The organism is Moraxella sp. K127 (genome assembly GCF_015223095.1).
In the GTDB taxonomy this organism is placed as follows: domain Bacteria; phylum Pseudomonadota; class Gammaproteobacteria; order Pseudomonadales; family Moraxellaceae; genus Moraxella.
In genome coordinates, this window is the sequence record NZ_JADFBZ010000035.1 from 1 (window position 1) to 25,816 (window position 25,816).

Sequence of the window (25,816 nt, forward strand, 5' to 3'; positions counted from 1 at the left end):
GACAAAGCTAAAAGTTTTCAAGACCGTAAAGACTTTATTAGCATTCTTATCAACAAAGACAAACGCATGAGTGATGAACAACTCTCCGCCTTGCGTGGGCATATCTTGCGTGAAGTCAATGAAGGCGAGAACAACAAAAACTATCATGTTTTAGAAACCGATGTCATTAACAAAACCACACTAGATGATGAGTTGCTCACGCCTGTTATGTCGCATTTGGCAGAACGTCTTGATGTCATGGACAAGCAAATCATCAATGGCGTTTTTGGCTCATTTAACACACTCGGTCAAGATATCATCGCACTCATAGACAGCATTAACGATCAGTTAAAAGCAGGTACGGTATCTAATGGTAGCTTGCGTGAAGAGTTAGATGATATGGCAAAAGACATCAGTTCTGACATCTCCGAAAGTATTCAAGAATACGCCAAAAAAGTCGCCCCACGCAACGAACGCTACACCCAAAAATACGAATCCGCCATTGAAGAGCGTTGCAATCAAATCAAAGCATGGATTGATAATGGCTTTGGCGAAGGCGAAGAACAATGGATAAAAGAAATCCAAAAAGAAGCTAATAGAAACAGAGGTTTGCTCGGTGCTGGCGAATCTGCATGTAATAAAGTGCGTGTCGCTATCAGCCAACAACTTGCCGAACTTGATGTATTTTTTAATCAAGAAATTGATGAATTTTTGACCGACATTGCCAATATTTTTAAAGAGCATACAGGCGAGCTTATCAGTGCGGACAATCAAGGCAAAACCGCCCTACAAGAGCTGTCTTACAGTCTAAATAACATTCATGAAGACGGTCGACCCAACCCTGCTGATATGCTTGCCAAAGCCATTGATGATTTGTGTGATATTGAGCTAAACTACCGCAAACAAATCCACCCCAGAATGCGTGAGAGTCTCAATGCCTTAGAAGCTCGTACCACTAACGAAGACGGCAATACCGAGTATCGCCTAAAAGACGGTGGCAACGCCGAAGGTTTACACAAAGAAATCAAAAGCCTTGCCATGCAGGCACTTTATAACACCAAACTTGCCCTGCTTGATGATGCAGATTTCCCACGACAGGTGTTATTTGCCACCTTAGAGCATTTTGAAGATGAAGTTGTGCGTGGTAAACATAGCGACAGAAATTTCAAACGTATGACCCATGCTTATTTTTATGACCTAAATCCTGTGAAATTTAAAGATTATCAAATGGCAAGCAAACGCATGAGCGACATTCGTACTTCATTAAATAACCTACAAAACCTTGCAAAAACCGCTTAATTTAAGGAAAACTTATGACTACTTCAACTTATACCATCAGTATGCTTGGTCCATCTCGTGTGGGCAAAACTTCCATCATTGCCAGCGTCTTTAACACTGCCGAGCAGGAGCTTTTGGCGGGCAAGCCTTTTACCCTAAACAGCGATAACCACAAGCCCACACAAAAGAAACTTGCCACACACGCTCGTGAACTAAGAAGCTCTATCCAAGCGGGCGATTTTAATTCAGGGGCAGTGGCGGGTACGCAAGAGCCTTTTACTTTTAAATTTGAATTGTCATCGGTCAAAGACAGCGATGTCAAATTAGGTTTTGAGATTTTAGACTTTCCTGGTGGTTGGATTGACACCATCAACCGTCCCGACAGTGCTGACAGTCAGTGGGCAACTTGCAGAGAAACTATTATGAAAAGCTCTGTCATCATCATTCCTGTGGAAGCGGGGGTGATTATGAATGCCAAAACCCAAGAACAGCTTAGGGCGGTGGAATACAATCTGCAAACCGAAGACATCAAGGAAATCATCAAAGACTGGGCAAAAACCAGACAAAATCGTTATCCAAACATACCATCCACCATCATCTTTGCTCCTGTCAAGGGGGAGACCTATTTCAAGGATAATGTCAATAAACACAATAAAGACAGAAGTACTGAATTGTATAATCTTACTCAGCAGTACTACAAAGAAATCATAGAAACCGCCCAAAGAGAATTTGGCGACAATCGCAACTTATCCATCATCTATACCGCCATAGACACCATTGGGAGTGTAACCATCACTTATGGCGATTGGCATAAAGAAGACGACACCCTACGATTTAGCGGTCAATATCATATCACCCACAACGAGCTAAAACCCAAAGGCGGTGAAGATATTTTTATCACCATCTGCAAAACACTCGTTCAAACCCAAAAATATCGGGAAGAATTATTGTTTGTACAAAAATCACTAGATCATGACCATGCCGAGACGCTAGCTAAACATGCTCGTGAGCAGGCTGAAATAGATAAAGGTTTTTTTGGCAATATTGGCATGTGGTGGTCAGGCGAACGAGATAAGCTACGTGCAGAAGCAAGCAAAAAAGAAGAGCGTTCTGTGCAAGCCAAAGAAGTCAAAGAAATGCAAGCCAAAAAACTTAATGCCGTAGCCACACTAATCCAAGAGATTTCCAAAGATGAATTATCATCACGCACTAAGGCTATTGTTTAAAGGGATACATGATGAAACAGTATGTTAATACCCGAAGCATTACCAAAGACTATCGCTACCTAGGCGAAAAGCCTGATAACGCTTGGCTTGGGGTTTATGCCGAGCTGACCAGCTTTGAACACCCAACCATCATCTTTGAAAAAGAACACGAGACATTCCGCTTATTTTTAAGTGGAATGCCGTCCACTCGCAAAGATAAGGTGGGTACAATCATTCGTTACAGCTTTTTGTTCATGGGCAACATTGACGAATACACCAAACTATCAGGTTTGGTGTCTGCATGGGCAACAGCCATTGACAACCCTAGCCACATTGCCCAAAAACTTGGCGAGCTGTATGACGAAAATGCGGTCAGTCAGATGATTGAAAACGATACATTTGACGACACCGCCCAAAAACAGCTTGATGATTGGCTTGGCAGTTTTGACAAAAGCGACCATGCTTTTGCCCAAAAAATATCCGAAATCATCAAAGATGACTTAGGGGTGGTTTGCTATCTTAATTTTGTTGAAGATGAAAAAGATATAGTGGAGCTTAACAAAAAAGCTCATATTTGGCTTAGCCAGCCAAACAAATTTATCACGCACACTCCACCGCCAATCCAACCACAAAAGCCAACCATTACCCCACAACCTGCCGTTTCAACCCCTTTGCAAACCAACCAACAAGCGGAGGGTGAGAAGGGCATGGGAAAGATTTGGATAGGCATCATATTACTCATCGCTATCATAGCAATAACACTATATCTGATAGGCATGTAGAAAAAGAGCAAAAATCAAAATTTGATAAAGCTAAGGATAAAATAAAAGACAAGGTAAAAGAGAAGTTTTTCCCGCAACCTTCAAGTGATGATGACTTCTTTTGGTAATTAAAAATCAGCCTAACCCATAAGGTTTGGCTGATTTCATAGGCTTAAACTTAAACCAAAAGCCCCCCACACGCCATTTCCACCGCTTTGACAATCGCCAATGCTTTTTTGTTGGTTTCGTCCCATTCTGCCACGGGGTCTGAGTCCGCCACCACGCCTGCCCCTGCTTGGATATGGACTTGTCCGTCTTTTAGCACAGCAGTACGAATGGCAATGGCGGTATCCATGTTGCCCGCCCAGCCCAAATAACCCACTGCCCCACCAAACACGCTACGGCGAACAGGCTCCACTTCGTCGATGATTTGCATGGCTCGGATTTTGGGAGCTCCTGACAGCGTGCCTGCTGGGAAAGTTGCACAAAATACGTCTAGGGCATCCTTATCAGCTGACACCACGCCTTCTACGTTGCTGGCGATGTGCATGACCTGCGAGTAGCGTTCAATAAACATTTTATCGGTTACCTTGACCGTGCCGATGTCGCACACCTTGCCAATATCATTACGCCCTAAGTCAATGAGCATCAGATGTTCAGCGATTTCTTTTTGGTCGGAGAGTAGCTCGGCTTCTAATGCTAAATCTTCTGCCGTATCCATGCCACGACGGCGAGTCCCTGCCAAGGGTCGCACGGTAACTTTGCGCTCATCGCCCACCGCCTCAACGCGAGATAAAATCTCAGGCGATGCCCCTACGATGTGAAACGGCTTATCATTGGCAAGCTCGCCTTGGATAAGAAACAGATAAGGGGACGGATTAAGGTATCTCAACGCCCGATACACCGCGAGCGGGTCGCCACTGTACTCACCTGACAGACGTTGGGCAGGAACAACTTGCATGACGTCCCCTGCCTTGATGTATTCCTTAATGCGGTTTACGTCTGTGCAGAATTTATTTTGTCCTGTCTGTGAGACAAAATGCGGTAGGGGCTGTTTTTTGACGGTCAAATCAGGTTTGTGAGTGAGCAGATTTTCAATAATATCAAGTTGTTTGACCGCTTTTTTATAGCCGTCTTTGGCGTTCACATCGGCATAGACCACGATAGATAGGGTGTGTTCTAGGTTGTCAAATACCACCACAGACGATGATAGGGTAAGCCACATATCAGGCAGAGCCAAAGGGTTGGGCGAATTTGACACGCCCACAGACGGCTCAATCACTCGTATCATGTCATAACCAAAATAGCCTACCAATCCGCCACTAAATGCAGGTAGCTCGGACATTTCGTTTTGGCATGGGGTTTTATATTCTGCCATAAAGGTACGGATAAAATCAAATGGGTCGGTGTCGTGCGTGGTCGTCTCGTCCTTGCGAGTATCCTTTACCACCACTTTACCGTCATGATACTCGATGACAATGTCCGAACCCAGCCCAATCATAGAATATCTTGCCCAACGTTCGCCCCCCACCACCGACTCAAACAGATAAGCGGACGCAAAAAATTTACGCAAATTGGCAAACACCGACACAGGCGTGGCATCGTCCATAAGGCGTTTTTTAATCAAGGGAATGTGGGTATAGCCTTGCTCGACTAGGTCGTGGAAGTCGGATAAAGATAACATGGGAAATCCTAAAAATCGTTTGGATTATTATAACCCAAAATACATCACAAAAGACAATAAAAAAAACCGCCTAAGCTCTCACTTGGCGGTCATCATCAAATTAGTCCACTCACCACAGCCGACTGATACAAGCGTTTGGCACGGCTACCTGTACCACAAAACACCATGACAGGCTTGGGCAAATCAGACAACAGATGAGCAAATGCCGTCACCGTCTCCAAATGCAAACTCTCGCCATCCACAGGCAGATGACGATAGGACAAGCCAACCTGCTCGGCACTTTGGCACAGCTCGGCAGTCTTGGGCTGACCTGCCATCTCATCATCAAAACGCAAATTTATCAAACTCTTAAAACCCAGCTCGGACAAGGCTTGGCATTGACAAGGGTGGATTTGTTTATACAATGTGATGTTCGTGTGCATGTGATTCCCCATACTTGGTGATTTATCGTGGAACTTATCTTACCCAAAAACAGATGAGCGTTCAACGCCAATTTGGCATAAGCTTATGAAAAAATTTTAAAATTTGGGGGATTTTTAAAAATTTTGGAATAAGGGGTGTTAAAATGGTTAAAATTTAATCAGTCTGATTTTCAATTTTCAATTTTCAATTTTCAATTTTCAATTTTCAATTTTCAATTTTCAATTTTCAATTTTCAATTTTCAATTTTCAATTTTCAATTTTCAATTTTCAATTTTCAATTTTCAATTTTCAAAAGATTATCGGCGGATTTGGCGGACTGTCAAGTATTTTTTAAGGTATTTACCGCCATGCCTGTACTTAAAAACACCTGACCGCTTAGTGCTGTGATGACAGGGGTATGAATGAGAGCGTCCATGACAGGCCCTTTGATTTCGGTAAAGTGTAATTGTTTGTCCCCCATGATGAGCGTGCGGTTAAAGTCGGCAAGCATTTCTTGGGCGGATAAATCCACGTGATTGACCGCCGTCATGATGATGACGATGTGGCGAGCGGTAGGATACTCACGACAGATGTCATCTAGGGCGGTGCGGACGGTGGCGACATTACCAAAATACAGGCTCTCATCAATGCGAATGAGTATCATGTTATCAAAGGTCTGTACGTCATGGCGATGAATGTTCCTAAAATGCTCACTATCCCCAACCTGCCCCACGACCGCCATATGCACACGGTGCGAGCGGTAGATGATGAGTGCAAAGCTGACCAATAGTCCCGTGATAAGCCCGATGTTAAGCCCAAAGCCTACGCACGCCAAAAAGGTCATGGCAAGGGTTAGGGCTTCGCTTTTGTCTTGGGCGTGGGCGACCCTAAAACTTGCCACATCAATCATGGCGATGGCGGACGTGATGATGATGGCAGAGAGTACCGCATAGGGCAGTCCTGTGATGAATTGCCCCAAAAATAACGCAATAATCAGCACGCCCATCGCACAGACCATAGACGATAGGGGTGTGTTCGCTCCGAGTGCGACATTCATGCTGGTGCGAGAGATACCGCCCGAGACGGCAAATCCGCCAAAGAGCGAGCTTGCGATGTTGGCAAGTCCCAGTCCTTTTAGCTCATGGTTGGGGGCGAAGGGCTCATGGCGAATGCGTGCCAGATTGCCCGCCACACTGGCACTGGATATAAAGGCGATGAGTGCGATGAGCAGAGCAGACGGCAGTAGCGTGATGATGATGTCTAGGCTCACCACAGGCAAGGCAGGCAGGGGCAGATGTGTCGGCAAGGGGGCGAGCGTGGCTATGCCGAGATTGGCAAAGTCATACTGCCGAGCGGTGATAATACTCACACCAACGAGTACCACGATAAAAAAACGGGCGATATGAGCATGGGTGGATTGGGACAATAGGCGATACAGCACGCCATGCATGAGCGTGGGGCGGTAGCGGTTCATGAGCAGTAGCCCCAACGCCCCAAGCCCTAACATGGCGGTGGGTGCATGAAACAGTCGCTCTTGCCCTGCCATCTTACCCATCATGTCAATAAGTCCATCGCCTGATAAGGGCGTGCCGATGAGATGTTTTAATTGCCCCAAAATAATCAGCACAGACGCCCCACTGATAAAGCCACTTGCCACGCCACGACTGACAAACTGCATAATCCAGCCCAAACGTATCACATGGGCGAGCATGAGTAGCACCCCAACCATCAAGGCAAGCGTTACCGCCATCGCTTGATACTGCAAGCTCCCTAACGCATAGGACGACAACGCCCCTGATGTCATAATGGCGGTAATGGCAACGGGTCCGACGGCATTGACCGAGCTTGAACCGACATAGGCATACACCAAAGTCGGCAAGATAGCACTGTATAGCCCCATGACAGGCGGTAGCCCTGCCAGCAGTGCATAGCCCAGACTTTGGGGAATGACCAGCACCGCCATCATCAGCCCTGTACTAAGCTCAGGCAAGGCACGCTTTGGCTCTGCCAATAAGGGGGCGAGCCATGCGGGGATTATATTAAAAGCAGGTCGTTTGGTAAATGCCATGTCGGTGCTTGTCTGTTATCTTGTTTAGTGAGCTTTCTCCCAATTCTCGCCCACACCAATCTCCACAACGAGTGGCACGGCAAAATCCACGTCCCAACCTAGTTCTTTGGCAGTGTCGGTCAGCACGTTTTGCATGGCAGTTTTGATAAGCTTGCCTATCTCATCCGCTTTGTCGGCATCTACTTCAAACACCAATTCATCATGCACTTGGAGCAAAAGTTTGGCATGGTCTTTGGGCAGGACTTTATTCACGGCTATCATGGCAAGTTTGATGATTTCAGCGGCAGAGCCTTGTAGTGGTGCGTTAATACTTGCCCGCTCCGCCCCTTGTCGTATCATGGCGTTTGATGAGTTAATATCGGGGGCGTAGAGTTTTCGTCCCAAAATGGTGGTAACGTAACCTGTTGATTTGGCGTAACTTTTGGTATTTTCCATGTAGTCATGTATGGCAGGATAACGGGCAAAATACCGCTTGATGTAGTCCTTTGCCACGCCATTTTCTACGCCAAGTTGTTTGGCAAGCCCAAACACACCCATGCCGTACAACAGCCCAAAATTCACCGCCTTTGCCGAGCGTCTCTCGTTTGGCGTTACGTCCACCAAGTCTTTGCCCATGATTTCGGCGGCGGTGGCGGTGTGAATGTCTAGGTTGTTTTTAAAAGCGTTAATCAAACTCTCATCGCCACTAAAATGAGCCATGAGCCGCAGCTCAATCTGCGAATAATCCGCCGCCATAATCACACGCCCTGTCGGTGCGATAAACGCCTCACGAATAAGTCGCCCTGTGTCGGTGCGAATGGGGATATTTTGTAGGTTGGGGTCTGATGACGACAGTCGCCCTGTACTCGTCAAGGCTTGGTGGTAGCTGGTATGCACTCGCCCCTGTTTGTCGGCGACTTTGGCAAGAGCGTCCGTGTAGGTGCTTTTGAGCTTGGATAGGCTTCTATGTTCTAGCACCACGTCCACAAGCGGGTGGTCAATCTTGGCAAGCACCGCTTCGGACGTGGAATATTGCCCCGTTTTGGTTTTTTTACCGCCTAATATGCCCAATTTATCAAACAAAATCTCGCCAAGCTGTTTGGGGCTTGCCACGTTAAAGCTCTCGCCCGCCAATTCAAACGCCTTTTGTTCTAACTGACTGATTTGATTGTCAAAGGCAAGCGATAATTTACCCAAAAATTCGGTTTTTATCAAAATGCCGTCATGCTCCATTTGGGCTAAGATTTGGGCGGTGGGGATTTCTAATTTGTGCAATAGCTGATTGGCATTGGTATCTTTTTGCAAATACTCGTCAAACACACTAAACAAGCGATACGTAATGTCCGCATCTTCACACGCATAATCGCTTGCCTTATCCATGTCCACTTTATCAAAGCTAAGCTGTTTTACTCCTTTACCTGCCACGTCTTCAAAGGTGGTGGTATTTACGCCCAGATAATGCTGTGCCAAATCGTCCATATTATGCCGTGTCGCTATGCCGTTTATGACATAACTGGCTAACATGGTATCCATATGCCAATTATTTAGCTCAATGCCATATTTTTTAAAAACATGACTGTCGTATTTAATGTGCTGTCCGATTTTGCCAATATTGGGGTTTTGTAAAATGGGTTTTAACTCATTTAAAACAAACTCTTTATCCAATTGATTATCAAGCAAAATATCAAAATCGCCTGTATGCCCCACAGGGATATAATAGCCTTCATAATTGGTTGTAGCGATAGATACCCCAACCAATTCTGCCTTTTGCCAATCAATGCTGGTCGTCTCAGTATCAATGGCAAAATAAGGCACGCTGTTTAATTTATCAATCAATACGTTAAAATCATCAAGGGTATTGACTGTTTTATAATTGCCTTGTTTGACTGCCAAAGGTTTGACGATGAATGTGTTATTTTTGTCTGTGTTATTTTTGTCTGTGTTGTCTTTATGATATTGGTTGTCTTTGAACTCATGATGAGCAGTATGATTTAAATTTCCTTCTTCAAAATCATTGGTAACGGATGGCCCTGTCATTTTTAATAATGTCAACTGCTCTGCCATTTCTTTTTTAAATTCTAATGTCTTAAATAACTCATATAACGCTTTGGCACGTTTTATTTGTGTCTCTTTGTCATTGTCTAATTTTAATTCGTCAAATGAAATGGGTAATTGTAAATCGGTAACAATCGTGGCAAGGGTACGATTTAGGGGAATTTCATCTTGATGTTCAGCGATTTTTTGTCCAACCATGCCTTTGATGTTTGCCACATTTGCCAAAATGCCCTCAATGTTGCCATACTCACCAAGGAGTTTGCTTGCTGTCTTTGCACCCACTTTGGGAATACCTGCAATGCCATCTGATGAATCGCCCATGAGTGTAAGATAATCGGCAATTTGGGTGTTGTGTACGCCAAATTTGTCAAAGACGCCTGCCACGTCCGTGATTTTATCTTTAAAGCTGTCTTCTAAAATCACACAGTCATTAACCAGCTGTGCCATGTCCTTGTCGCCTGTGGAGATGACAACAGGGTAGCCCTGCATACAGGCGTTACGAGCAAGTGTGCCAATGATGTCATCTGCTTCAAAACCATCAATTTTAATAAGAGCAATGCCCAACTTTTCAATCAACTCATGAATGTAGGGAATCTGCACTTGCAAATCCTCATCCATGGGCGGACGATGGGCTTTATAAAGGTCTGATAATTTATGGCGAAAAGTTGGGGCTTTGGTGTCAAAGGCGACCGCCATGTGGGTAGGGTTGTACTTTTTCATGAGTTTACCCAAAGCATTTAGCACCCCACGAATGGCATTGGTAGGCAAACCATCTTGATTGGACAAAGGGGGCAAGCCATGAAAACAGCGAAATAAGTAATATGAACCATCCACCAAAATCACAGGCGGACGATTGTTGTCAATGCCAGATGTATCAAATTTGGCAAGGTTGGGAATGCTGGTGTAGGTCATGGTATGTTTTAGTAAGAATTTAAGATGACGCCAAAATGGCTAAACTAGGAGTAATCTGCCCACAAGATATCTTAATATCATCTGATATCGCAGAATTTGGCGATGATTTATTTGTATTCGGTACACTCTACCTCTTCATCCACACAAAACATTTCATGGTGTTTGGCTCGGCATTGTTTAAGCACGTCCAAATGAGCCCTGCCACGACTGGCATTTTCAGAGCGGTAGGTGTTGGTAAAGGCTTTGACCTTGCAAACGTGACGTACTCCCCTCCCTAAGGGAGGGGCTTCCTCCAGCGAGCGTATCACGTCCGATACGGAGAATGTTCTTAGCTGCATTGACATCTCTGTCGTGCGTGGTGTTACAAGCACCACAAGTCCATTCTCTTATTGCCAAACCTGCTCTACCTCTGGGACTGTTGTTAGTAATGGCACCACAACACGAACAGGTTTGGGTTGTAAAATGTTCATCCACTTCTTCATACAGACAACCTGCATGCTTGCACTTATCATCCAGCTGTCGTTTAAGTTCATACCAACTTGCGTCGTAAACCGATTTAGCCAGTTTGCTTGATGTGAATGTTTTTGAATTTAATTTACCAATCACAATCAAAGCATTTTGTTTGACCAGTTTGCTTGTAAATTGATGAATGGCGTTTAATCGTGAATTTTTAATTTTGGCATGTTTGGCATGCATGTATGGTTTTAACTTGCTTTTTCTTGTTGGCTCTTTGGGCTTTGGCTAGTTTATTTGCGTATTTTTGGGTGAATTTGGTGATTAGTTTATCACCATTGCTTGTTGTTACGCTATCTTTACAGCCTAAATCAAGACCTACAGAGTTTGTACCGCATTGTACCTTTTTAAATTGTTTTCGGCTTTTGGCGTGGGTTTCGTTAATGGCTTGGATGGTTTGGGAATGTAAGCCTAACAGCTCGCCACTGCCTTTGGTGTAGTCGTTTAAATCATAGGCAGATAAGAATTTGCCTGTACGCGTAGGTATTTATAACTTAACTCATTAACATAATTCCATACAAAATTCACCGAACTTGCTAATTTTTCAAGTTGCTTTATTTTACTGTCATATATGCGTAGTTTGAGTATTTTCATAGGTTTTGGTATGATTTTGTTATCTTAATTATACATTGGTCTAATTTTATGTCAAGCCCTAAAATAGAGTTAAGATGGGGTCACCAAGTTATTTTGCAGGCAGTTGTGGCGGCGCACCGATTGAGATTATTAGACAGTATATTGAACATGAGTGTCGCTGACACGCAAGGACACCACATTAGGGCCTCCATGTCGCCTTATCCCCACTGCCTAAGTCGCAGGTTTACGGCGGTGGGGATAAAAAAGCATTCAATTTTGAAACACTGTCCAAATCTTACTTTTGGGTATGTTTCATTGATGAATGCTTTTTGTGGCAAAATACCAATACCAATGGGCTTTTACATGCGATTAGTATTTACGTACGGTACGTGCTTGCTCACGCCATACTTTTTTCTTGTAACGCTTGACCGCAGCGGCTTTTTTACGCTTACGCTCTTGGGTTGGTTTTTCGTAGAATTCTTTTTTGCGTACATCAGCCAAAACGCCTGCTTTTTCACAAGCACGTTTAAAGCGACGAATGGCAATGTCAACAGGTTCGTTTTCTTTGACCTTTACAGAAGGCATGGGTTACTCCGATTATCAAGACAGCTAAGGCATCAATTTGGCTGTATGTTATAATTAGCTGGTACGGTCTTGGCGTAGGCATCAGCTCAAATTGGAACAAGGTGTTTTTACAAAACCTGCCCATTATAACAAATATCCACCATAAATACAAGCGTTCATGTCTTAATTTTCTTAAATAACACCACCCCCATCAGGGCAACACAACCAGCAATAAAACCCACCATGCCATGATAAATCATCTGGGTCAGACCAGCAAACACCCCCGATAAATGTGATAAATGCTCGGCTTGATGATGAAGCATGTCCACACCATGCACCAAAATGCCACCACCAACCAAAAACATGGCAAGCGTGCCTGCAACAGACAAGAATTTCATCAGCAAAGGGGCAAAACCAAGCAACCAATTGCCCATTTTTTGTTTGATTGGGTCAGGTTGTGCCACCCAGTGCATCCCCACATCATCCATCTTGACAATCACCGCCACCAGTCCGTATACGCCCACTGTCATCAAAATGGCAATGGTGGACAGTGCTAAGGCTTTGGTCATAAAGGTTGTCGCCGTCATCACCCCAAGCGAGATGACCACAATCTCTGCTGATAAGATAAAGTCAGTAGCGATTGCCCCTTTGACTTTATCTCTCTCCAATGCCACCAAATCCTCATCATTGGCGTTGGCTTTTAGATGTGCCTCATGAATTTTCTCACCATCTGACTCATGGGGCAAGAGTTTGGGGGCAAATTTATGAATGACTTTTTCAGAACCTTCATAACACAAAAACAGTCCGCCAATCATGAGTAAAGGCGTAATCAGCCACGCTGCCACCGCACTGATGGCAAGGGCTGCCGGCACGAGAATACATTTATTGATAAATGACCCCTTTGCCACCGCCCACACCACCGCAAGCTCACGGTCAGCACGCACGCCTGTTACTTGTTGGGCATTTAATGCCAAGTCATCGCCCAGCACACCTGCCGTCTTTTTGGCGGCGACCTTTGTTAATATTGACACGTCATCTAGTACGGTTGCAATGTCATCTAGTAGTATCAGCAAACTGCCTGCCATAGTTACCCTATTGTTTGTCTTAATAAAAAGCGTAGTTTAGCATACGCCATCAAACTTTCCTTAGTGATTTTGTAGTTTTGCCGTATTTTTTGACTGACAAAACAAAATACCGATTTTTATTTTTTTAATGAATAAAATCATTGGGTAAAATGATAAAGTTTGGTATAATAACCCATTTTTCTTTTATCGTTTATCATCATGACCATCAAACTTCACCCATCTATCACCCCAACCCCATCTATCGCTCTAACGCTCATCATGACCGCCTTACTGCTTGTTGGATGCAACCAAAACAGCAGTACCAACACAGACAATACAACAGCCACCTCAGACCAAACCCAAGGGGCAAATGCCGAGCCAATAAACAATGCCCCTGCCCACAATGATGACCCCAATCATCAGCCCGATGTCGCCCTTGCCCTACAAAACAACCTAAACAACTCAGGTCTAAACGCTCAGGTTCAATCTGTCATTTTAACTGACATGCCTGAGATGTATTGGGCGACTTTGGATGGTTTTTCACCATTTTTTGTTGATAAAACAGGTACTTATGTCATACAAGGTGCGGTCATGAAATTGGGCGATGGCGGACCTGTGGACATCAGCAGTGCCATGATGTCAAAAGCGGCCGTCTCTGAACTACAAGCCGTGGACAAATCCGAGATGATTGTATTCCCTGCCAAAGGCGAAACCAAAGCATCCATCTATGTGTTTTCAGACCCTACCTGCCATTATTGTCAGCTCCTACATAAAGAGATTGACCAAACCAATGCCGCTGGCATTGAAGTGCGTTATTTAGCATGGCCTCGTGGTGATTCTATGGTTGGACTCACAGAACGTGTATGGTGCAGCAGCGACCGTCAAGCCGCTCTAACCGATGCCAAAAAAGGCAAAAATATCACCGCTTCAAGCTGTGATAATCCTGTACGCAAACACATGGCACTGGGTCAGAGATTAGGTGTATCAGGCACGCCTGCCATCTTTGCCGAAAACGGGCAACAGCTTGGGGGCTACCTGCCATCGGCTGAGCTTGCCAAACAAGCCATTAATAATCGTTGATGGTTAATTTATAAATAACAAACAAAAAGGGCTGAGTTTAGCCCTTTTTCCGCTATTGATTAACCATATTTTGGATGGATTCGTAGGGGCAAATTGCAATTTGCCCTATATAAAATATTGATTTTTGGGCATGTGTTCGCCCTTACGCATCCACATTTAAGAACAGGGCATGTTGAACAATACCATCCTTTTTATAAATTTTAAAAATAAATCACCCCACCCATCACATCCCACCACCTGTTACAATTTTTACAAAAATTTTTGACAAAACCCATAAAAATTTTTACAAACCCCTAGCATAAGCCACAAACTTATGATAAGTTAAGCAGTTCGGTTTTACCGTCAATTTTTATTATAGATAACCAGTTGGGGCATTCATGAAAGATAAAATTAACATTGCGGTTTTGGGTCTGGGCACAGTTGGTACAGGCGTGGTCAATCTACTAAAAGACAACGCCGTTGAGCTGTCTCGCCGTAGCGGTCATGACATCTGCATCACTCATGTCGGCACAAGACGGCAGCGAGATGACATTGACCCTGCCATCAAACAAAGCGATGATTTGATGGCAATCGCTGCCGATGATGATGTGGACATTGTCATTGAAGTCATTGGCGGTAAAACTGTTGCCAAAGATGTCATCATTCATGCCATCAAACACAAAAAACACGTCGTCACCGCCAACAAAGCCTTACTTGCTGAGCATGGCAATGAGATTTTTGGGCTTGCCGAAGAGCATGGCGTGCAGGTGCGTTATGAAGCGGCGGTGGCAGGTGGCATTCCCATCATCAAAATCATCCGTGAAGCCCTAGCCGCCAATAAAGTGGACTGGGTGGCAGGCATCATCAACGGCACGGGCAACTTTATCCTGACCGAAATGCAACAAAAAAACCGTCGTTTTGGTGACGTACTAAAAGAAGCCCAAGCCCTAGGCTATGCCGAAGCTGACCCCACCTTTGATGTTGAAGGCATTGACGCCGCTCACAAGCTGTCCTTGTTGGCATCGATTGCCTTTGGCATTCCTTTGCAGTTTAACAAAGTGTATTGTGAAGGCATCACCAAAATCAACCTACAAGACGTGGTCTATGCCAAAGAGCTTGGCTACACCATCAAGCATCTCGGCTTTGCGTTTCGTCGTGAACATGGTTTTGAGCTGCGTGTCCATCCCACGCTCATCCCCAACAGCACCCTACTTGCCAATGTCAATGGCGTCAAAAATGCCGTCATGGTAGACGCTCATCCACTGGGGCAGTCGCTGTATTATGGTGATGGGGCAGGGGCAGGGGCGACAGCATCGGCAGTCATGGCAGATGTCATGGACTTGATTTATGTCATCAATGCCAATACCCCAAGCGACGTACCACATCTGGCGTTCGTCCCCGAAGAGCTGTCTGACACTCGCATCCTATCTAGCGATGAGATGACCTGTGGCTACTACCTACGCTTGACCGTCAAAGATGAGCTGGGCGTGCTGGCTGACACCACTCGCATTTTGAGCGAAAACGGCATTAACATTGACGCCATCATGCAACGTGACGCTCACAAATCAGGGCTTGTGCCTGTCATCATCTTGACCTTGCCCGTACTCGAATCGCAGATGAACAAAGCCATCAAAGAGATAGAAGCCCTTGGGGCGGTCACCGAGCCTGTGGTGCGTATTCGCCTAGAAAGTTTAGAATAAGTGGCTCAATAAAGTTTAAAATAATAAAGCCAAACCACAAATGGCAGGACTATGCGATTATAAATTGTCAATTCCCCACCATTTGTGGCATAATAGCATTATTTGAATCGTCATCCGTTAGGAGTTCTCATGAAAGCCAAATTATTTACCGCCATCATCAGCACCAGCCTATTACTTAGTGCCTGCGGGGGTCATAACAACCCAAAAGCCGTGGACAAACTAGAAGAAGCCGAAGCCAATGCCATCGCCAATGCCCCAAAAGCCGAAGAAGTGAGATTTGATGACCACGGACAGCCCACGATGGGCGGTGTTGGCGGAGCGACAGATGGAGCGGTCGCCCCGACCACAACAGTAGAGCCTGCCCCATCAGAGACCACCACAGAAACCACGGCAGAGCCTGCCCCATCCGAAGCAGAGCCATCAAGTGCCGAGCCAGCGGAACCTATGGCGACCGCCGAAGCTCCCCAAGCTGATGCCACTGCCGAAACTGAGCAATAATAACCACAAAAAATACCGCCTGTCATTGTCATTGCCAAGCGGTATTTTTATATCCAGACCCTAATGCCTTTGTTCCACCACGAGCGAATCTATGCCATTACTACTTAATCTTCTGCTGGCAGAGAGTGCTTCTTCCTTGGAATTCATCGTGTTGGAGATGACCTGATACAGCTCTATGCCGTCATCCACACGCTTGATGACCCGAGCATCCACACCCGACATCATGACTTCGGCTCGCATGCGGTCAGCTTCATCAGGGCTGTCATAACTACGAATCTGCAAGATATAGCTGTTATTGACTGCCGTGATATTGATATTGCCCCCTGCACCGTTTGCCCTATCGTCATCTGTCCCATCATAGGTCAGCTCTTCTTCGCTAATGACCACAGCTTCCGCCTGCTCTGACGGCACGCCATCTTGTCTGGGTCTGGTCGCATCGCTTTGCTCAGACGTGACCACCGCATCAGGCTTGGTCGTCGCTTGGTCGTCGCTTGGTTCCACGCTCTTAGTGCCTGTCACACTCTCCCCTGTTTGAAATTCACGGGTCGGCAAGACTTCATAAAATTCAAAATCATTAGGCTCATCTGCTTGGGGCAACGGCTCAACCTTGACGGGCGGATTGACTTCCACGTCGGTCTTAAAGCCATCAAACAAAGGTGATAGGTATAAGAAAAACCCTATCATGACCGCAATCACCGCCCCCACGAACATCCAAAGCAGGCTAATAAGCCCTGATGACGTACGAACTTTTTGTTTACGACTGATTGGTTTATCATAAGGTCTTTGGGGCATAGAATACCTTTTTATGGTTGTTTGTGGTTATTTATGTTTGACTGTTTATTTTTTGGAAAATACTTTTAGTATAATCATTTTTTAAAAATTTTTTATAAAAATATTGTAACATTTTTTAACACACATCATCCAAGGGCAAATTTTGGTAAGCTCACCTGTCATTTTGCCAAAAAAATACCCAAAATCCAAAAGCTGATAAACTTTTGGATTTTGGGCAAACCATGCCACAAGACATCTTAACAGGATATTAGGGCGTTTTTATTTTACGCCTTTAACTGGCGTTCCATCTCATCAAACTCGCCCATAATCTTGGCATTGGGTGGCGGGGTCAAAAGTGAGACAACCACAGTCGTGATGGCACTGAGCACAAAGCCGGGCATGATGGAATAAATGGCGTCATTGGCAGGCTGTCCGCCAATCTCAATACCCCCATATACCCAAACGATGACGGTCAATGCCCCGACAATCATGCCCGCCAATGCCCCTTGGTAGTTCATGCGCCTCCACATGAGCGAGAGCAGCACCAAAGGGCCAAACGCCGCCCCAAAGCCTGCCCACGCGTGCGACACCATCTTTAACACCGAGCTGTCTTTGTCCCCTGCCAGCATAATCCCAAGCATCGCCACCAGCACCACCGAGATACGTCCGACCATGATTTGGCGGGATTCGGATGCTTCTTTGTCCAAAAACAGCTTGTACACATCACGGGTGAGCGAACTTGACACCACCAGTAGCTGACTAGAAATGGTACTCATAATCGCCGCCAATATCGCTGCCAGCAAAAAGCCACCGATGAGCGGATGGAACAAAAGCTGTGAGAACACCAAGAAAATCGTCTCAGGGTCATCTAGGCTCATGCCCTTGTTATGGATATATGCCACACCCGACACACCAACGAGTAATGCTCCAATCAAGCTCAATATCATCCAGCCCATACCAATACCACACGCCACCGGCACGTCCTTGACCGAGCGAATCGCCATAAACCGCACGATGATGTGTGGCTGTCCAAAATAGCCCAGACCCCACGCTGCCAGCGATATCGCTCCCATGACACTCACGCCATTCATGATGTTAAACAACTCAGGGTTCACAGAACGTGCCACGTCCATGCCAGCACTGACACCGCCGATTTCATTAAAAGCAACAAACGGTACCAGTAGCATGGCGATGAGCATGATCACCCCTTGGACGAAGTCAGTCAAGGACACCGCCAAAAATCCGCCAAAGAGCGTATACGCCACGACCACGCCTGCCGTCACCCACAGACCCAAACTATAATCAAGCCCGAGCGAGCTTTCAAAAAGCTTGCCACCACCGACCAGACTTGCCGCCGTATAGACCGTAAAGAATATAATCACCACGATGGCAGAGACCATGCGGAGTAGGTGCGTTTTGTCATCAAAGCGATTGGCAAAAAAGTCAGGCAAAGTAATGGCATTACCTGCCACCTCGGTATACACACGCAGACGTGGAGCAACAAGCAGATAGTTGGCAAATGCCCCGACCGTCAGCCCCCCTGCTATCCATAAGCTTACAATGCCTGATGCATACATATAACCAGGCAACCCCAGCAGTAGCCAGCCCGACATATCGGACGCCCCCGCCGAGAGTGCCGTTACCGCAGGCGATAAGTTACGCCCACCCAGCATGTAGCCTTCAACGTCTTTTTTTTGTTTAAAGTAGGCGTACACACCGATGGCAATCATGCCCAAAAAATAAATCGACAGCGAAATCCATACGCCTGCCCCACCTGTTGTCACAGCATCCATGACACACTCCTTACATTATTTAACAAGTTTAACAAAAAATAACAAGTGATTATAACAAAATTAAATTCATTTGCAAATGGGGATACTTTATAAAAACACTTGTTATTTTTTATCACATTATCACACATCTAACAAATCCATTGGCTGATTTGCAAAAAACCCTTGTCATATCGCCCAAACTGGCTTATAATAGTTCGCTATTTTGCAAATTCTTTTGCACTTTTTTGTATGATGATTGGTCGAAAATCATCATTTTTGTAGCCTTTTAATATAGGAAATCCTTATGAGCTATACTCTAACTACGGTAGCACGTGCTACCGATGAGCAGGGCAAAGGTTCGAGCCGCCGCCTGCGTAAAGCCAACCTAATCCCTGCCATCGTATATGGCGGTGATGCCAAGCCACTGTCTGTAAGCGTCAAGCTAAATGAATTAGTAAAAGCCATCCAAGATGAGAGCTTCTTTTCAAGCGTAACCACACTGGCACTAGATGGCAGCGAAAACGAAGAAGTTATCATTAAAGCCTTACAACGCCATCCTTCAAAAGGCACGCCACTACATGTGGACTTCCAACGTGTTGTTCGTGGTCAAACCATGCACTTTACTGTGCCTGTACACTTCACTGGCACCGCTAAGGGCGTAAAATCTGGTGGTATCCTACAAACCAACGTAACCGAGCTACACATCAACTGCTTGCCACGCCAACTGCCAGAAGCCATCGAAGTGGACGTGACCAACCTAGAAATCGGTGACCTACTACGTTTCTCTGACATCAAACTTGCCGATGGCATTACCATCGTTGAGCTTGACAGCAATGCCACCGACCGTGTCGTGGTTAGCGTACAAGCACCGACTGTTTCTGCTGACAGTGAAGAGAGCACAAGCGAAGAGAGCACAGACACTGAATAAGTCATCAATCTCAACAAAAGCCAATGGGTCATCTATTGGCTTTTTGTTTATTTCATCATCTATGGGGCAATCATGATAAAACTCATCGTCGGTTTGGGCAATGTCGGTGCAGAATACAAAGACACTCGCCATAATGCAGGCTTTTGGTTTGCGGACGCTTTGTGCGACAAATTTGGCATCACGCTCACTCATGACAAAAAATTCCATGGCAGTGTCGGGCGTGGCACGATATACGGACAAGATGTCCGCCTGCTGACCCCTGACACCTTCATGAACCGCTCAGGAATGGCGGTCGCCCCCTTTGCCAAATTCTATAACATCGCCCCCCATGAGATACTCATCGCTCATGATGAGCTTGACATCTCGGCAGGGAGCCTACGCCTAAAAAAGGGGGGCGGACATGGTGGGCATAACGGCTTAAAGGACATCGTCCCCCACATCGGAGCGGACTTTTGGCGACTGCGTGTGGGTATCGGCAGACCTGCTCACTCATCCATGGTCAGTGGTTGGGTGCTGTCAAAACCCATGTCCGATGACCGTGTCAATATAGATAGAGCGATAGAGTGTGGCATGAATGCCTTGGAGTTACTCATCAAAGGCGATGAACAAAAGGCGATTAGCCTTGCCAATGGGTTTAAACTACCAACATGAGTGCCTTTGCCCATTTATTCGCCCAGCCCGTCCGTTTGCTTGCCCCAATGGAAGGCTTGACCGACCCACTCATGAGACAGATTTTGACACAGATTGCTCACGATTTGGGTCGCCCTTATGATTGGTCGGTGAGCGAATTTATCCGTGTCACCCATTATCCCCTGCCCGCCCATGTGTTTTATAAATATGTGCCAGAGCTACACACAAACGGCAAGACGACAAGTGGTACGCCCATTCATGTTCAGCTACTTGGCAACAATCCTGAGACCATGAGCCAAAGTGCCGTTACAGCGGTGTCACTTGGGGCGTGTGCGATTGACCTAAACTTCGGCTGTCCTGCCAAAACAGTCAATAACCACAAAGGCGGTTCGGTACTGCTTGATGAACCTGATACATTGCACGCCATCATCTCTGCCGTGCGTGGAGCTGCACCTGCCCATATCCCCGTATCGGCAAAAATCCGCCTAGGCTATACTGACATGGATAAAATGCACGACATCGGGCAGGCGGTCAAGTCCGCCAACGCAAGCTGGCTGACCATTCACGCACGCACCAAAGTGCAAGGCTACAAGCCCCCTGCTTATTGGGACAAAATCGCCCCCTTTACCGAGCTTGGCTTGCCCATCATTGCCAATGGCGAGATTTGGAACGCTACTCATGCCCACGACTGCATCAGTCAGGCAAACACACCGCACTTGATGCTTGGGCGTGGGGCGGTAACTCGCCCAGACCTTGTGGCAAGTATTGAAAACACGGACAAAACCTTGACATGGGCGGACTTAGTCCCCCACCAAATCGCTTTTTTGAATGACACCACCGACAACCAAAGCGGACTGATTGGGCGTTACAAACAATGGCTTGGCATGCTCACCAAAGGCTATGATGAAGCGGATAGGCTGTGGAATGTTGTCAAAAAAGAAAAGGGCAAAGCACAAATTATTTCGCATTTATCCCAATCAGTGCTTACTTAGCTGACAAGCACAAATAAAGGGCAGTCATCAAGACCGCCCTTTTGTTTTATTATTATCTCATTCTCAACTTTGTATAAGCGATTGATTTATCAAGGGCGAATTGCAGTTCGCCCCTACAACCAAAAAATAATTATTGAAAAATCAACAAGTTACTATTCTAAGTTGAGAATGAAGTTATCAGCAATGACAGTTTTAGCCCTTAATCCGCTCAATATTTACCCCAAGCGATTTAAGTTTACTCTCCACATTATCATAACCCCGATCAATGTGATAAATGCGGTCTATGATGCTCTCGCCATCTGCACACGCCGCCGCCATGACAAGCGACATGGACGCACGCAAATCGGTTGCCATGACAGGAGCAGGCATAAAGCTCTCCACGCCTGTTACAATGGCGGTATGCCCGTCAATGCGGATATTTGCCCCCATGCGGTTTAGCTCAGGGACGTGCATAAAGCGGTTTTCAAAGATGTTTTCAATAATAGTGCTGGTACCGTCCGCCAAACAGCACACCGCCATGAGCTGTGCCTGCATGTCAGTGGGAAAACCGGGGTGGACTTGGGTGCGAATGTCCACCGCCTTGGGTCTGCCTTTCATCACGGCACGAATCCAGTCATCGCCTGTGGTAATGGTTGCTCCCATGGCTTCAAATTTCTTTAAGACAGGGTGCAACAGCTCAGCTGATGTGTTGGTGGTCAAGACATCGCCTTCACTCATCAACGCCCCCGCCAGATATGAACCTGTCTCAATACGGTCGGCAATCACGCTATATTCACAACCATGCAAACTCTCCACGCCTTCGATAATCATGGTTGGCGTGCCAATGCCGTCAATCTTTGCCCCCATGGCGACAAGCATATTTGCCAAATCCACCACTTCTGGCTCACAGGCACAGTTTTCTAGGCGAGTTGTCCCACGAGCCAGAGACGCTGCCATGATGACGTTTTCGGTGCCACCGACCGTTACCATATCAAAAGCAAAATCACAGCCCATCAAACGTCCGCCAGCAGGGGCTTTGGCTTTGACATAGCCATTTTCTACCAAGATGGTTGCCCCCATGGCTTCAAAGGCTTTTAGGTGCTGATCCACAGGGCGTGAGCCGATAGAACAGCCCCCCGGTAGAGAGACTTCGGCTTCGCCAAACCGCCCAAGCAACGCCCCCAATACCAAGATAGACGCACGCATGGTACGCACCAGCTCATACGGAGCATAATAGTTGGCAACGTGGCGAGCGTCTGCGATGACGGTATTGCCTTCTTTTTTGATGGCAACGCCCATGCCAGCGATGAGCTTGATGAGCGTGTCGGTGTCTTTTAGGGTGGGGACGTTGTGTAGCACCGTCTCATCGCTGGGCAGTAGCATGGCGGCAAGCAGTGGCAAGGCGGCATTTTTTGAGCCAGAAATAACAACTTCCCCTGCGATACGACTTTTGCCGATGATTTTAAATTTATCCATGATGGTCTCCATCAATTCAATATTTATTAAAAATAAAATGACAAATGCCCCATGGCGTATTTGTCATTTTTGGCGGTTAGGATTGACGAGCTTGGTATTCGGCAGGTGTCAAGGCGTGAATGGTCAAAGCGTGCATGGCACCGCTTTGGATGTGCGGATTGGCAATGGCATACACCGCTTGTTGGCGTTGCACCAAACGTTTGCCTTCAAAGCTGTCATCCACGATAAGCACTTCAAATTTGTTGCCTTGATTGACCGCTTGAATCTCGGCACTTGGGAAATGGGGGCGTAATAAGGCGATTAGGTCATCTGCATTCATAAAAAATCTCTATATTTTGGGCGGTATTATCACCGTCAAATCATGTCACTAGGGCGTGCCTGCCTTTGGTATTTGCAATGAAAAATGCCTGTTTAAAAAAGCAGGGAAATCGCACGTTTTTCAAGGAAAAATCGGCAGTTGATATTGAGATATCAACAAGGATTTTGACTTCGAGCCACAATCCGACCACTTAACTGGGTGAATTTTAAGTTTTTTACTTAATTTTTAAATTAAGTGGTCAGATAGCCATTTTTCATGCAAAAATTGATTAAAGCGTTAAGTTTTCATCTTATTTTGTAAAAATTTTATCAATGGTAGGCACGCCCTAATAAAAAAAGCAGGTCATTATACCAAATTTCCTGCTTTTAACATAGAGCATGTTCACCCTTGATAATACAGTTTACATTTTGGAAATTTTATAGCAATAAAATACCCCATTTTCATTGCCATGCATGAATCACAAAGCATGCACGCCCAAAACATAAAACCTTATCAACTAAGGACTGCTGGTGTTATTGTACAGATTCACATAACTTGATGTTGGACTGCCTTCCATCGTTATCACAGGAACGTTGGGTCGGTTGATGCCTGCCGGTGTCTGCATTCCTGAATTTGGCTGAGATGGGTTTGATATCGGTGTGGTTGGGGTGTTAGGATACATGCTTTGTGGATAGCTTGTGGTCGCCACGGGACTGTTGGGGGTAGGGTAGACAGGCGTGTTTACTGTATTGACCACAGTGTTACCACCATACACCATGCCCCCTGCATTCGGGTCATCTTCGATGGCGAGCGTATCCCCTGCCAAAGCCAGCTGTGATGTATCGCCATCGATGCGAGTACCCAGCATTCGCACCCCTTCCATGCCCTGCACCGATGCGATGATGTTAATGATGGTCTGCTCTTGTTGGGCGGTCAAAAATCCCAGTAGGTATGCCATGTTATCTCGCACCACCAGTTTGTACTGCGACGACCTGATACCGCCTGCACTCACGATTTTGGCGATGATTTTGGATTTTAGGTAGTTTTCGTGCAAAGTGTGGCTCTGGGCTCTGGGCGTGGCGGTTACCGTCAGATGGTTGTACACTCTTTTGACATCATTGATGGACGAGACCATGTTTGCCACGTCCGCCTTGACTTGCTCGCTTGGCACTTCGCCTGTCAGTAGCACTTCACGACGAAAACTGTCAATGCCAATGCGGACATTATTCTCACTTACGCCACGAACATTGGTCAGGTTCTTGTGACTGGTGCGTTCGATGGCTTCATCGCTGATACGCTCAGGGATGGTGCGATACATGGCAGGCACGCCATAGTAGCCGTTGTTGGCATTGCTATTGGCATTTTGGGTGGCACAGGCGGTCATGAACACGACAGATGCCATCAAGCATGTCAATGGCTTTAAAAATGACTTCTGAATAACTTTGGGCGACATGGATGCTTCCTAATAATCGGTTTGACTCTCATTCTACCAAAAAGGCGTTTCTTAGCCAATGGGTTTTTGTCTGATTTTCATCATTTTTTTGCCCTGTTTGCCCTGTTGGTGGTACATCAAAGGCAATCACATCAAATCGGCACGCCAAGGCTTGCTTTTGACTGGTGGTGAGTCCAAGATTTTGTAAAAACTTATCGCCATACGCCAAAAAATGCTCAGCCGTCTTGATGATTTTGTTTTGTTTGGCTCGTGTTACCGTCTCCACCGCCTGCCCATAGCGGGCATTAGGGTTTATCTTACGCATTTTGACTTCCACAAACACGAGCGTCGGACACACCCCACCCGCCTGCCGTGGCTCATCATGATAAGCGATGATGTCAATCTCGCCTGTGCGATGTACGGTGTAGTTGGTCGTGATAATGGTCAGCCCCTGCTGTCTCAAAAACGCTTGGGCGAGCTGTTCATAATGGTCTCCAAGAGTTCTCATGGCACACTCACTCAAATGGGTTAGCATAACAAATTTTATAAAACTCTGCCAATATTTGTGGTTTTTATTTATAATACACTTTTTGCTTTTGATAAATCGCCATGAAATTAAGAATCCTAAGTGTCGGACACAAAATGCCTGCATGGGTACAGACAGGCGTGGACGAATACGCCAAACGCATACAGCCGATGATGAGTACCGAGATTGTGGAGATACCCCCTGCCAAACGTGCCAAAAATCCATCACCTGCCGAAATAGAAAAATACAAAATCCAAGAAGGGCAAGCCATTTTATCCGCTCGCCTACCCAAAGAAAAACTCTGGGTGCTAGAAGTCAAAGGCAAAATACTCTCCACCGAACGCCTTGCCGACCGTCTGCAAACCGCCATGACGGACGGCACCGACATCGCTCTGGTCATCGGTGGGGCGGACGGGGTATCGGCGGACGTGCTAGCACAGGCGGATTTTAAATGGTCGCTGTCGGATTTGACCCTGCCCCACCCTTTGGTGCGAGTGGTGCTGATAGAACAGCTCTATCGGGCAATGAGTATCATCAATAACCACCCCTATCATCGGGCGTAAGTGGGTGATGTTGGCGGTGTAGCATGAGCATTATTGATGTCTTGTTTTAAGGATTTTATGATAAGTATTTATCGATACCACGCATTTAAATAAACACACTGTTTTTTGCAAAAAATCATGTTATGATACCGCCATATTCCAAAGTCCAATCACAC

At 46.0% G+C, this 25,816-nt stretch carries 23 protein-coding genes and 1 pseudogene; 10 read left to right on the top strand and 14 right to left on the bottom strand.

Annotated features, from left to right (window positions below):
- The 3 genes from IM753_RS08550 to IM753_RS08560 form a co-directional block, all read left to right on the top strand.
- Positions 1 to 1,278 (top strand): hypothetical protein (locus IM753_RS08550; protein ID WP_194092711.1); only part of this gene is annotated, 1,278 nt, incomplete at its 5' end.
- 14 nt (positions 1,279 to 1,292) lie between these two features.
- Positions 1,293 to 2,483: a hypothetical protein gene (locus IM753_RS08555; protein ID WP_065256735.1), complete on the top strand. Its 1,191-nt coding sequence runs from the start codon at positions 1,293 to 1,295 to the stop codon at positions 2,481 to 2,483.
- Positions 2,484 to 2,494: 11 nt separating this feature from the next.
- On the top strand, positions 2,495 to 3,244 hold the full coding sequence (locus IM753_RS08560; protein ID WP_065256736.1) for a hypothetical protein: 750 nt from the start codon (positions 2,495 to 2,497) through the stop codon (positions 3,242 to 3,244).
- Positions 3,245 to 3,401: 157 nt separating this feature from the next.
- Here the strand turns inward: IM753_RS08560 and IM753_RS08565 are convergent, their stop codons facing one another.
- The 8 genes and pseudogenes from IM753_RS08565 to IM753_RS08595 all read right to left on the bottom strand — a co-directional run bounded on the left by IM753_RS08565 (position 3,402) and on the right by IM753_RS08595 (position 13,058).
- Positions 3,402 to 4,907 carry an anthranilate synthase component I family protein gene (locus IM753_RS08565; RefSeq protein WP_065256737.1) on the bottom strand — a complete coding sequence of 502 codons (1,506 nt, stop codon included), beginning with the start codon at positions 4,905 to 4,907 and terminating at the stop codon, positions 3,402 to 3,404.
- A 95-nt stretch (positions 4,908 to 5,002) separates the two neighbouring features.
- Entirely contained in the window at positions 5,003 to 5,329 is a 327-nt protein-coding gene (locus IM753_RS08570) for a beta-lactamase hydrolase domain-containing protein (RefSeq protein ID WP_065256738.1), read from the bottom strand.
- Between the two features lie 320 nt (positions 5,330 to 5,649).
- Positions 5,650 to 7,377 (bottom strand): SulP family inorganic anion transporter, encoded by a 1,728-nt coding sequence (locus IM753_RS08575; RefSeq protein ID WP_065256739.1) that lies wholly within the window; start codon positions 7,375 to 7,377, stop codon positions 5,650 to 5,652.
- 24 nt (positions 7,378 to 7,401) lie between these two features.
- Entirely contained in the window at positions 7,402 to 10,323 is a 2,922-nt protein-coding gene (gene polA, locus IM753_RS08580; protein ID WP_194109093.1) for a DNA polymerase I, read from the bottom strand.
- Positions 10,324 to 10,430: 107 nt separating this feature from the next.
- The gene (locus IM753_RS13005) at positions 10,431 to 10,694 is read right to left on the bottom strand and encodes a hypothetical protein (protein ID WP_228144490.1); all 264 of its coding nucleotides are present in this window, start codon (positions 10,692 to 10,694) and stop codon (positions 10,431 to 10,433) included.
- Positions 10,600 to 11,430 (bottom strand): annotated as a pseudogene (locus tag IM753_RS08585) (RNA-guided endonuclease InsQ/TnpB family protein); the annotation flags it as partial. The gene IM753_RS13005 and the pseudogene IM753_RS08585, both read right to left, overlap by 95 nt.
- A 348-nt stretch (positions 11,431 to 11,778) precedes the next feature.
- Positions 11,779 to 11,994, bottom strand: coding sequence for a 30S ribosomal protein S21 (gene rpsU, locus IM753_RS08590; protein WP_062499344.1), 216 nt, complete (start codon positions 11,992 to 11,994; stop codon positions 11,779 to 11,781).
- 155 nt (positions 11,995 to 12,149) lie between these two features.
- On the bottom strand, positions 12,150 to 13,058 hold the full coding sequence (locus IM753_RS08595; RefSeq protein WP_194109094.1) for a DUF808 domain-containing protein: 909 nt from the start codon (positions 13,056 to 13,058) through the stop codon (positions 12,150 to 12,152).
- 198 nt (positions 13,059 to 13,256) lie between these two features.
- On the opposite strand from IM753_RS08595, the gene IM753_RS08600 reads away from it, so the two are divergent.
- The 3 genes from IM753_RS08600 to IM753_RS08610 all read left to right on the top strand — a co-directional run bounded on the left by IM753_RS08600 (position 13,257) and on the right by IM753_RS08610 (position 16,294).
- Positions 13,257 to 14,117 (top strand): DsbC family protein, encoded by an 861-nt coding sequence (locus IM753_RS08600; protein ID WP_194109095.1) that lies wholly within the window; start codon positions 13,257 to 13,259, stop codon positions 14,115 to 14,117.
- A gap of 377 nt (positions 14,118 to 14,494) precedes the next feature.
- Positions 14,495 to 15,796 (top strand): homoserine dehydrogenase, encoded by a 1,302-nt coding sequence (locus IM753_RS08605; RefSeq protein WP_065256350.1) that lies wholly within the window; start codon positions 14,495 to 14,497, stop codon positions 15,794 to 15,796.
- Between the two features lie 129 nt (positions 15,797 to 15,925).
- Entirely contained in the window at positions 15,926 to 16,294 is a 369-nt protein-coding gene (locus IM753_RS08610; RefSeq protein ID WP_065256351.1) for a hypothetical protein, read from the top strand.
- A gap of 60 nt (positions 16,295 to 16,354) precedes the next feature.
- On the opposite strand, the gene IM753_RS08615 is transcribed toward IM753_RS08610, so the two are convergent.
- Both IM753_RS08615 and putP read right to left on the bottom strand, forming a co-directional pair.
- Positions 16,355 to 17,086, bottom strand: a complete 732-nt coding sequence (locus IM753_RS08615; protein ID WP_065256352.1) for an SPOR domain-containing protein — start codon at positions 17,084 to 17,086, stop codon at positions 16,355 to 16,357.
- A 263-nt stretch (positions 17,087 to 17,349) separates the two neighbouring features.
- The gene (gene putP, locus IM753_RS08620) at positions 17,350 to 18,858 is read right to left on the bottom strand and encodes a sodium/proline symporter PutP (RefSeq protein WP_065256353.1); all 1,509 of its coding nucleotides are present in this window, start codon (positions 18,856 to 18,858) and stop codon (positions 17,350 to 17,352) included.
- Positions 18,859 to 19,141: 283 nt separating this feature from the next.
- On the opposite strand from putP, the gene IM753_RS08625 reads away from it, so the two are divergent.
- The 3 genes from IM753_RS08625 to IM753_RS08635 all read left to right on the top strand — a co-directional run bounded on the left by IM753_RS08625 (position 19,142) and on the right by IM753_RS08635 (position 21,387).
- Positions 19,142 to 19,765 carry a 50S ribosomal protein L25/general stress protein Ctc gene (locus tag IM753_RS08625; RefSeq protein WP_065256354.1) on the top strand — a complete coding sequence of 208 codons (624 nt, stop codon included), beginning with the start codon at positions 19,142 to 19,144 and terminating at the stop codon, positions 19,763 to 19,765.
- 69 nt (positions 19,766 to 19,834) lie between these two features.
- On the top strand, positions 19,835 to 20,416 hold the full coding sequence (gene pth / locus IM753_RS08630) for an aminoacyl-tRNA hydrolase (protein ID WP_062499940.1): 582 nt from the start codon (positions 19,835 to 19,837) through the stop codon (positions 20,414 to 20,416).
- A complete protein-coding gene (locus IM753_RS08635) occupies positions 20,413 to 21,387 on the top strand; it encodes a tRNA-dihydrouridine synthase (protein WP_062499938.1) in 975 nt (324 codons plus the stop codon). The genes pth and IM753_RS08635 overlap by 4 nt, the downstream gene beginning before the upstream one ends.
- Positions 21,388 to 21,579: 192 nt before the next feature.
- Here IM753_RS08635 and murA read toward each other — a convergent pair whose 3' ends face one another.
- The 4 genes from murA to IM753_RS08655 form a co-directional block, all read right to left on the bottom strand.
- Positions 21,580 to 22,842 (bottom strand): UDP-N-acetylglucosamine 1-carboxyvinyltransferase, encoded by a 1,263-nt coding sequence (gene murA, locus IM753_RS08640; RefSeq protein ID WP_194109096.1) that lies wholly within the window; start codon positions 22,840 to 22,842, stop codon positions 21,580 to 21,582.
- Positions 22,843 to 22,918: 76 nt separating this feature from the next.
- Positions 22,919 to 23,161, bottom strand: coding sequence for a BolA family protein (locus IM753_RS08645; RefSeq protein WP_194109097.1), 243 nt, complete (start codon positions 23,159 to 23,161; stop codon positions 22,919 to 22,921).
- A gap of 496 nt (positions 23,162 to 23,657) precedes the next feature.
- On the bottom strand, positions 23,658 to 24,593 hold the full coding sequence (locus IM753_RS08650) for a BON domain-containing protein (protein ID WP_065256358.1): 936 nt from the start codon (positions 24,591 to 24,593) through the stop codon (positions 23,658 to 23,660).
- A 28-nt stretch (positions 24,594 to 24,621) separates the two neighbouring features.
- The gene (locus tag IM753_RS08655; RefSeq protein WP_083108322.1) at positions 24,622 to 25,080 is read right to left on the bottom strand and encodes a YraN family protein; all 459 of its coding nucleotides are present in this window, start codon (positions 25,078 to 25,080) and stop codon (positions 24,622 to 24,624) included.
- 101 nt (positions 25,081 to 25,181) lie between these two features.
- On the opposite strand from IM753_RS08655, the gene rlmH reads away from it, so the two are divergent.
- Positions 25,182 to 25,661, top strand: a complete 480-nt coding sequence (gene rlmH / locus IM753_RS08660) for a 23S rRNA (pseudouridine(1915)-N(3))-methyltransferase RlmH (RefSeq protein WP_194109098.1) — start codon at positions 25,182 to 25,184, stop codon at positions 25,659 to 25,661.
- Positions 25,662 to 25,816: the final 155 nt, after the last annotated feature.